The 7,858-nt window shown below is 70.1% G+C and carries 5 protein-coding genes; 1 reads left to right on the forward strand and 4 read right to left on the reverse strand.

Annotation, left to right across the window (positions count from 1 at the left end; genetic code table 11):
- From AOK16_RS02140 to AOK16_RS02155, 4 genes are all read right to left on the reverse strand, one after another.
- Positions 1-762: ABC transporter ATP-binding protein (locus tag AOK16_RS02140; protein ID WP_055470487.1), on the reverse strand; the 762-nt coding region annotated here is incomplete at its 3' end.
- Positions 759-1,745 (reverse strand): ABC transporter permease, encoded by a 987-nt coding sequence (locus AOK16_RS02145; RefSeq protein WP_240483319.1) that lies wholly within the window; start codon positions 1,743-1,745, stop codon positions 759-761. The genes AOK16_RS02145 and AOK16_RS02140, both read right to left, overlap by 4 nt.
- Positions 1,742-2,806 carry an ABC transporter permease gene (locus AOK16_RS02150; protein ID WP_079100965.1) on the reverse strand — a complete coding sequence of 355 codons (1,065 nt, stop codon included), beginning with the start codon at positions 2,804-2,806 and terminating at the stop codon, positions 1,742-1,744. The genes AOK16_RS02145 and AOK16_RS02150 overlap by 4 nt, the downstream gene beginning before the upstream one ends.
- Before the next feature lie 29 nt (positions 2,807-2,835).
- The gene (locus AOK16_RS02155; RefSeq protein WP_157859069.1) at positions 2,836-4,341 is read right to left on the reverse strand and encodes an ABC transporter substrate-binding protein; all 1,506 of its coding nucleotides are present in this window, start codon (positions 4,339-4,341) and stop codon (positions 2,836-2,838) included.
- Between the two features lie 325 nt (positions 4,342-4,666).
- Between AOK16_RS02155 and AOK16_RS02160 the strand changes: the two genes are divergently transcribed.
- A partial coding sequence (locus AOK16_RS02160) for a glycoside hydrolase family 38 N-terminal domain-containing protein (RefSeq protein WP_240483320.1) occupies positions 4,667-7,858 on the forward strand: 3,192 nt, incomplete at its 3' end.

The following is a 7,858-nucleotide window of genomic DNA, read 5'->3' on the forward strand; positions in this document are numbered from 1 at the left end:
GTACATCACCGCGATCCGGTCGGCGGTCTCCAGCAGCAGGGACAGGTCGTGGGTGATGAAGACGACCGAGAAGCCCAGCGTGCGCTGGAGGCGGATGAGTTGGCGCAGGATCTGCCGCTGCATGACGACGTCGACCGCGGTGGTCGGCTCGTCCATCACCAGCAGGTCGGGTTCGCACACCAGGGCCAGGGCGATGGTGGCGCGCTGCCGCATGCCGCCGGACAGCTCGTGGGGGTAGTCCGCGAGGCGGCCGGCCGGGATGCCGACCAGTTCGAGCATGCGGGCCGAGCGCTCGCGCGCCTCGGCCTTGGAGATCTTCCGATGGGCGCGCAGCGCGTCGGCGAACTGCTTCTCCAGCCGCAGCACCGGGTTGAGCGCGTTCATCGCGCTCTGGAAGACCACCGCGCTGTGCTCCCAGCGCAGTTCGCGCAGCCGCTTCTGCCCGACGCTGAGCAGGTCCACCGGCTCGCCGCCGGACGGGTGCAGCACGGCGCTGCCGGACCGTACGGTCGCGGGCGGGCGCAGCAGCCGCAGCAGCGCGTTGATCAGGGTGGTCTTGCCGCTGCCGCTCTCCCCCGCGATGCCGAGGATCTCGCCGCGGCGGAGGGTGAAGGAGACGTCGGAGACGGCCGGCAGGGGGCCGTAGTCGGAGCCGTAGTCGACGCTCAGGCTCTGGACATCGAGGAGGATCTCGCTGTCGGGGCCGGGGCGGGTGCGGCCCGAAGGGGTGCCGGGGGCCGTGCCGGTGAGGGTCTCGCTCATGACTGCGCCGCCTTCCCGGCCGTACGGGACTTCTCCGCGGCACGCCGTGTCTGCTTCCTGGCTCCGCGCAGCCGCGGGTTGGTCAGCTCGTCGATGCCGAAGTTGACCAGGCCGGCCGCCGCGCCGAGGACGGTGATGGCCACGCCCGGCGGTACGAACCACCACCACGCTCCGGACATCAGCGCCTGCCGCTGCTGGGCGAGGTAGAGCATCTGGCCCCAGCTGGTGGTGTTGATGTCGCCGATGCCGAGGAACTCCAGGCCGGAGACGGCCAGGATGGAGGTGACCAGCGACATCATCAGGGTCGCGGAGATGACGGGCAGCAGGTTGGGCAGCACCTCGACGGCCATGATCCGCCGGTTGCTCTCGCCGAGCAGGCGGGCATTGAGGACGAAGTCCCGGCTGCGCAGCGACAGGGTCTGCACGCGCTTGGAGCGGGCGCCCCAGGCCCAGCCGGTGAGTCCGATGACGAGGGCGACGGTGTAGGGGCCGCCGCGGCCCTGGAGGTATCCGGCGAGGACGATCACCAGCGGCAGGCCGGGCAGCACGAGGAAGGCGTTGGTGATCGCGCCCAGGACGGAGTCGACGGTTCCGCCGTAGTAGCCGCCGATGAGGCCGATGGCGACCGACAGCACGGTCGAGATGATCGCGGCGACGGCGCCGACCAGCAGCGAGGTACGGGTGCCGACAACGAGCTGGGCGAAGACGTCCGAGCCGTCCTGGGTGGTGCCCAACGGGTGGGCGAGGGAGGGCGGTTGGAGGACGTCGGGGGTCAGGTCGGTGGGCGAGAGGCCCATGAGGGACTGGACGACCCACGGGCCGACCGCCGCCACCAGCACGTACGCCGCGATGATGCCGAGTCCGACGCGCGCCTTGGTGTTGGCCGGGAGGGCGCGGCGCAGGCCCTTGAGGATTCTGGCGCCCCTGCCGCCCTTGGCGGTCCTGGACTCGGGGACGGTGGGGACACTCTGCACGGCGGTCACGCGTCCTCCCGGGTCCGCGGGTCGAGGAAGACGTAGACCGAGTCGGCGATGAAGTTGGCGCAGAGCACGGAGAGCGAGATGGCCAGGAACAGCGCCTGCATCAGCGGGTAGTCCAGGTTGATCACCGCTTGGTAGAAGAGGAAGCCGACGCCGGGGTACTGGAAGACCGCCTCGGCGAGCAGCGAGCCGCCGACGACCGAGCCGATGGAGATGGCCAGGCTCGCGACCTGCGGGAGCATCGCGTTGCGGGCGGCGTAGGAGAGCAGGACCCGCCAGCGGCTGAGCCCCTTGGCCTCGGCGAGCGAGACGTAGTCCTCGGCCACGGTGGTGATCATCATGTTCCGCATGCCCAGCAGCCAGCCGCCGACCGAGGACACGATGATCGTGATCGCGGGAAGCGTGCCGTAGGTGATGACGCTGCCGATGAACTCCGGGGTCAGACCGGGTTCGAGGGCCAGGTCGTAGCCGTTCTGGGAGGGGAAGACCGGGACGCTCACCGACAGCAGCAGGAGCATCATGGTCGCCACCCAGAAGTAGGGCATCGAGCCGAGGAAGGTGGCCAGCGGCGCCATCACGCTGTCGAAGCGGCTGCCGGGCCGGGAGCCGGCCAGGATCCCGAGCCCGGTGCCGAGCAGGAACGCCAGCACGGTGGTCAGCGTGACCAGGCCGAGGGTCCACGGCAGGCCCTGGGAGATCACCGTCGAGACGGGGGTGGGGAAGTACGTGATGGAGGTGCCGAAGTCGAGGTGGGCGAGCTGGCCGAGGTAGTCGAGGTACTGCTGCCACAGGCTCGTGTCGGGCATGCCGAACAGGGCCCGGATCGACGCCTCGGTGGCCGGGGAGATCTGCTCCTTCTGGCCCATTTTCGTGAGGATCACCGACGCCGGATCCCCCGGCATGAGCCGGGGGATCACGAAGTTGAGGGTGATCGCCACGGCAGCGGTGCCCAGGTAGAACCCGATCCTGCGGAGCAGGATCCTCGAACGCCGGCCGCCGCGGCGGCCTGCCGCCTTGCCCGCGGCCTGCACGGGTCCGCCCGGGGCGAGCGTGGTCGCTGTCATGGTGCGAACTCTCTCTGGTCGGGGCCCGGTCAGGACCCGGCGGGCTTCAGCCGGGAGAGGACCTCTTCGAACTCGGGGCCGTCGTACCAGGGGGCGCAGTAGGTGTACGGGTCGTCCTTCTCGCTGGGCCAGCCGGTCCAGTTGCGGTTGCTCCAGGCGCAGCCCGCGGTGATGCTGGACAGCGTCACGTACGGCACCTCGTCGACGATGACCTTCTCGAGCTTGCGGGTGGCCTCGATCTGCTTCTTCTCGTCGCCGGAGGAGGCCATCTCGTCCAGCAGCCGGTCGGTCTTGTCATCGCGCCAGCGCAGGAAGTTGTTGGTCTGGGCGGGCTTCTTGCCGTCGGCGCTGCCCGCGAACTGGCTGTTGAGCATCGAGTTGTAGACCTGCCAGGGCACGGCGCCGTAGGCGTAGCCGGAGGCGGCCAGGTCGAACTCGCCCTTGGCCTTGGCCTCGTTGTAGGTGGCGATGGCCAGCGGCTGCACCGTCACCTTGACGCCGATCTTCATCAGCTGGCTGGCGATGACCCGGGCGCGCTGGACGGAGTCTGCAAAGTCGGAGACCTCGATGTACTTGAGGGCGAGCGGCTTGCCCTTGGCGTCGACGGCCTTGCCGCCGCGCAGGGTGTATCCGGCCTTCTTCAGCTCGGACTTGGCGGCGGCGAGATCCTGCTCCACCGGCTCCTTGTAGGCCGGGTCGAGCCACTTGCTCTGGGTCTCGGCGTCGAGTCCGGTCTGGCTGATGGGGTTGGCGCCGAGCGCGGTGACCAGCTTGATCTGCTGCTCGCGGTCCATCGCCAGCGACATCGCCTTGCGGAGGTGGACGTTCTGCAGCTGGGGCCTGTCGTGGTTGAAGAACATCGAGAGGAACCCGTAGGACGGGTAGAAGTAGCCGTTCTTCTTCGGGTCCTTCTGGATGTAGAGCTTTTCCAGGTTGGCTATCGCGCCACCACTCACATCCTGCTTTCCGCTCATCATCTGGGAGATCTCGGTGGCGGCGTTCACCACCGGCAGCTGAATGTGCTTCACCTTGATGGTATCCGAGCGCCAGTAATCGTCCCGCAATTGCAGCGTGACCTGCTTCGGATTGAACCGCTCAAGGGTGTACGGGCCGCTGCCGACCGGCTTCGGGTTGGTGAAGGTGACCGGGTTCTTTCCTTCCCAGTGCTTCTTCGGAACGATGTACTGCTTGAGAATTCCGGGGACCTGCGTGAAAGCGGCCTTCTCGAAGGTCATGACGACCGTCTTGTCGTCCTTGGCCTCGACAGTCTCGAAGGAGATGCCCGTGCCGTTGAGTGCCGGTGTCTTCTTGACGAGGTCGAAGGTGAACACCACGTCCTCGGCCGTGACCGGCTTTCCGTCGCTCCAGGTGGCCCGCTTGTCGAGGGTGATGGTCAGCGTGCGGCCGTCCTTCGACATCTCCTGGGCGCTGGCCAGCCACGGCGTGAACTCGCCGCCCTTGAGGTTGTCGATGCCCATGAGCGACTGGAACATGTAGATCCGGGTGCCCTGGGTGGCGGTCCCGCCGGTCGTCACGAGCGGATTGTAATTCTCCTGCAGAACGGTCTTGCCCGATGCATAGTTGATCACCAGTGTGTCTTTTGCGCCGCCCGCCGACGCCCCGCCCTGGCAGGCGGAAAGCGCGAGTCCCAGCGTTGCACAAATCGTGATCGAGCCCCATCTGCGGGGGCGCCGGCCCAACTTCACTGTTGACCTCCCGTGTTCGGATGCCGCATTCTGCAAGTCCTTTGCCGGACGTGTCAACGAGTCTGGCGAATCCGGGAATTAACGAACCTGGTTCGTAAGTAGGCCGCCACCGCGGCGAATTACGCACCAGGTTCGAAATTGCGAGAGGGCAGGCATGCGGATCACGAAGGTCGACTCCACCCAGTGCTTCGTGAGGGACGGTGAACACACCCGGCAGGTCCTCCTCGTGGAGGTCGAGTACGTACCGCACGCCGGTCTGGAGCTGACGGTCTCCGGCCGCGACGCGAACGGCGCCCGCCCGGTGGCGGTGGAGTGCGACGAGCGCGGCAGGGCCCGGGTGGAGATCCCGATGGTGTGCGAGCAGCCGCCCGGCACCCGCTGCCCGATCCGGGTGGACGGCCGCAACACCGGCCCGGAGCAGCCCCGTTCGGCCATCCGGAAGGCCGAGTTCGAGGTGGCCGAGCCGGGCTGGACCATGTTCATGGTCAGCCACTTCCACTACGACCCCGTGTGGTGGAACACCCAGGCCGCCTACACCACCACCTGGGACGAGGCCGACGACACCGGGCGCGGCATGCCCTCGCGCACCTTCGACTCGCGCGGCCAGTCCGGGTTCAGCCTCATCCGCGCGCACAGCGACCTGGCCCGGCGCGACCCCGAGTACACCTTCGTACTGGCCGAGATCGACTACCTCAAGCCGTACTGGGACGCCCACCCCGAGGAGCGGGCGTTCCTGCGGGAGCTGCTGCGGCAGGGCCGGATCGAGATCATGGGCGGCACGTACAACGAGCCCAACACCAACCTCACCGGCGCCGAGGCGACCATCCGCAACGCCCTGTACGGGGCGGGCTTCCAGCGCGACATCATGGGCGCCGACCCGGCCACGGCCTGGCAGCTCGACGCGTTCGGCCACGACCCGCAGTTCCCCGGCCTGATGGCGGACGCGGGGCTCACCTCCAGCTCGTGGGCGCGCGGCCCGTTCCACCAGTGGGGCCCGACCATGCGCAAGTGGGGCGACGACTACAAGCCGCCCACCGCCATGCAGTTCCCGGCCGAGTTCTCGTGGATGGCGCCCTCCGGCCGCTCCCTGCTGACCTCCTACATGGTCAACCACTACATGGCCGGCTGGAAGATCGACTCGGCGCCGGACCTGGCCGGGGCGGAGGAGGCCGCGTACCGCCTGTTCCAGCAGCTGCGATCGGTGGCCCTGACGCGCAACGTGCTGCTGCCGGTCGGCGGCGACTACTCCCCGCCCTGCCGCTGGGTCATGGACATCCACCGGGACTGGAACGAGCGGTACGTGTGGCCGCGGTTCGTCAGCGGGCTGCCACGCGACTTCTTCGCCGCCGTCCGCGCCGAGTTGGCGGAGTCGGGCCGCACCCCGTCCCCGCAGACCCGCGACATGAACCCGGTCTACACCGGCAAGGACGTCTCGTACATCGACACCAAGCAGGCCCAGCGGTACGGCGAGACGCTGCTCGCCGACGCCGAGGCCTGGGCCACGCTCGCCACCCTGCTGACCGGCGCGCACTACCCGGACGCCGCCCTGGACAAGGCGTGGCGGCAGCTCGTCTACGGCGCCCACCACGACGCCATCACCGGCTCGGAGTCCGATCAGGTCTACATCGATCTGCTCACCGGCTGGCGGGAGTTGGTGGACATCGCCGAGGAGGTTGGCGCGGACGCGACCGCCGCGATCGCCGAGCTGGTGGAGCCCGCGGAGGCCGCCCAGGGCGCGCCGGCCTCCGATCTGGTGGTCTTCAACCCAGCCTCCTGGTCCCGCCGCGACGTGCTGATGGTCGCGGACACCGGACTGGTCCCCGTGGACGAGGACGGGGCGCCGCTGCCCGCCGTCGCCGAGGACGGGCAGCTCCAGGTCGTCGTGGACAGCGTGCCGGGCGTGGGCTACCGCGCGCTGCGGCTCGCCGAGGGCACCGCGGAGGCCTGGCTGCCCGATGGTGGCGGGGCGGGCTTCACGATCGGCAACGAGTTCTACGAGGTGACCGTCGACCCGGCGCGCGGCGGCGGCGTCACCCGCCTCCGCGACCTCGGATCAGGCCGCGAGCTGGTCCGCGAGGGCGAGGTCGGCAACGAGATCGTGGTGCACGAGGAGTACCCGACCCACCCCGAGTACGGCGAGGGCCCCTGGCACCTCGTGCCGAACGGCACGATCGCCGCCCGCTCCGGCGACCGGCCCGCCGAGGTCCTGGTCGAGCACTCCCCCGCCGGCTCCCGCATCACCGTCACCGTGGACCTCGGCGTCTGCCGGGCGGTCCAGCGCCTGCACCTGTGGGCGGGCGTGGCGCGCCTGGACGTGACGACGACGGTGGACGGCTTCGACGGTGCCGACCGGCTGATCCGGCTGCGCTGGCCGTCCGCCGTCCGGGGCGGTCTGCCGGTCAGCGAGGTCGCCGACGCGGTCGTCGGCCGCGGCTTCGGCTTCACCGACGTGGACAGCAAGCACCACCCGTTCACCCTCGACAACCCGGCCAACACCTGGTTCGGCATCGGCTCCACGGCCCGGGTCGCGCTGAGCTCGCGGGACGGCGGACGGCGCGCGACGCGGGCGATCGGCGTGGCCGAACTGGTCTTCCCCTCCTGGGAGGAGGCGGGCTCCACCGGCGCCGAACTGGCCGCCGCCCTCGTCCGCGCGGGCGTCACAGCCACCACGACCATCGCCGAGGGCTCCCGCTACGGGCTGCTCGACACCGACTCCAACCTCCCCGACGTGCGCTTCGCCGTCGGCTCCCCCGACCGCAACCCGGTGGTGGCCGAGGCCCTGTCCCGCACCCCGGGCGCCGAGTCCGCGCTGCGCGAGCAGCTGGCGCGCGACGGCGCGGCCCGGCTGTGGCTCGCGCCGCGGCGGAGCCTGCGCGAGGAGTGGGTCGCGGACGCCGACCTGCGCGACCTCGTCCGGCTGCCGCTGCTGGTGGTCGCGGGCGCCACGGCCGAGGGCGACGCCAAGGCGGTCGCCGACCTCGTCGCGGACCTGGAAGACTCCGTCATCGAGGCCGCCGCGTACGGGGACGGGCCCGGCGCCGCCCCCGAGGACGACTGGGACGGCGCCTCGCTCGCCGTGCTCAACCGCGGCATGCCCGGCTTCGCCGTCGACACCTCCGGCGATCTGCACCTGTCGCTGATGCGCTCGTGCACCGGCTGGCCCTCGGGCATCTGGATCGACCCGCCGCGCCGCACGGCCCCCGACGGCTCGGCCTTCCAGCTCCAGCACTGGACCCACGCCTTCGACTACTCGGTCGTCGGCGGCGAGGGCGACTGGCGCGACCTCGAACTCCCCCGCCACGGCCACGCGTTCAACCACCCGCTGACCGCGGTCGTACGGGACGGG

The organism is Streptomyces pathocidini (assembly GCF_001418495.1).
GTDB lineage: Bacteria > Actinomycetota > Actinomycetes > Streptomycetales > Streptomycetaceae > Streptomyces > Streptomyces pathocidini.

Excerpts from the sequence above, each read along its gene's own strand:
- AOK16_RS02150 (WP_079100965.1), bottom strand. The coding sequence starts at position 2,806 with ATGACAGCGACCACGCTCGCCCCGGGCGGACCCGTGCAGGCCGCGGGC.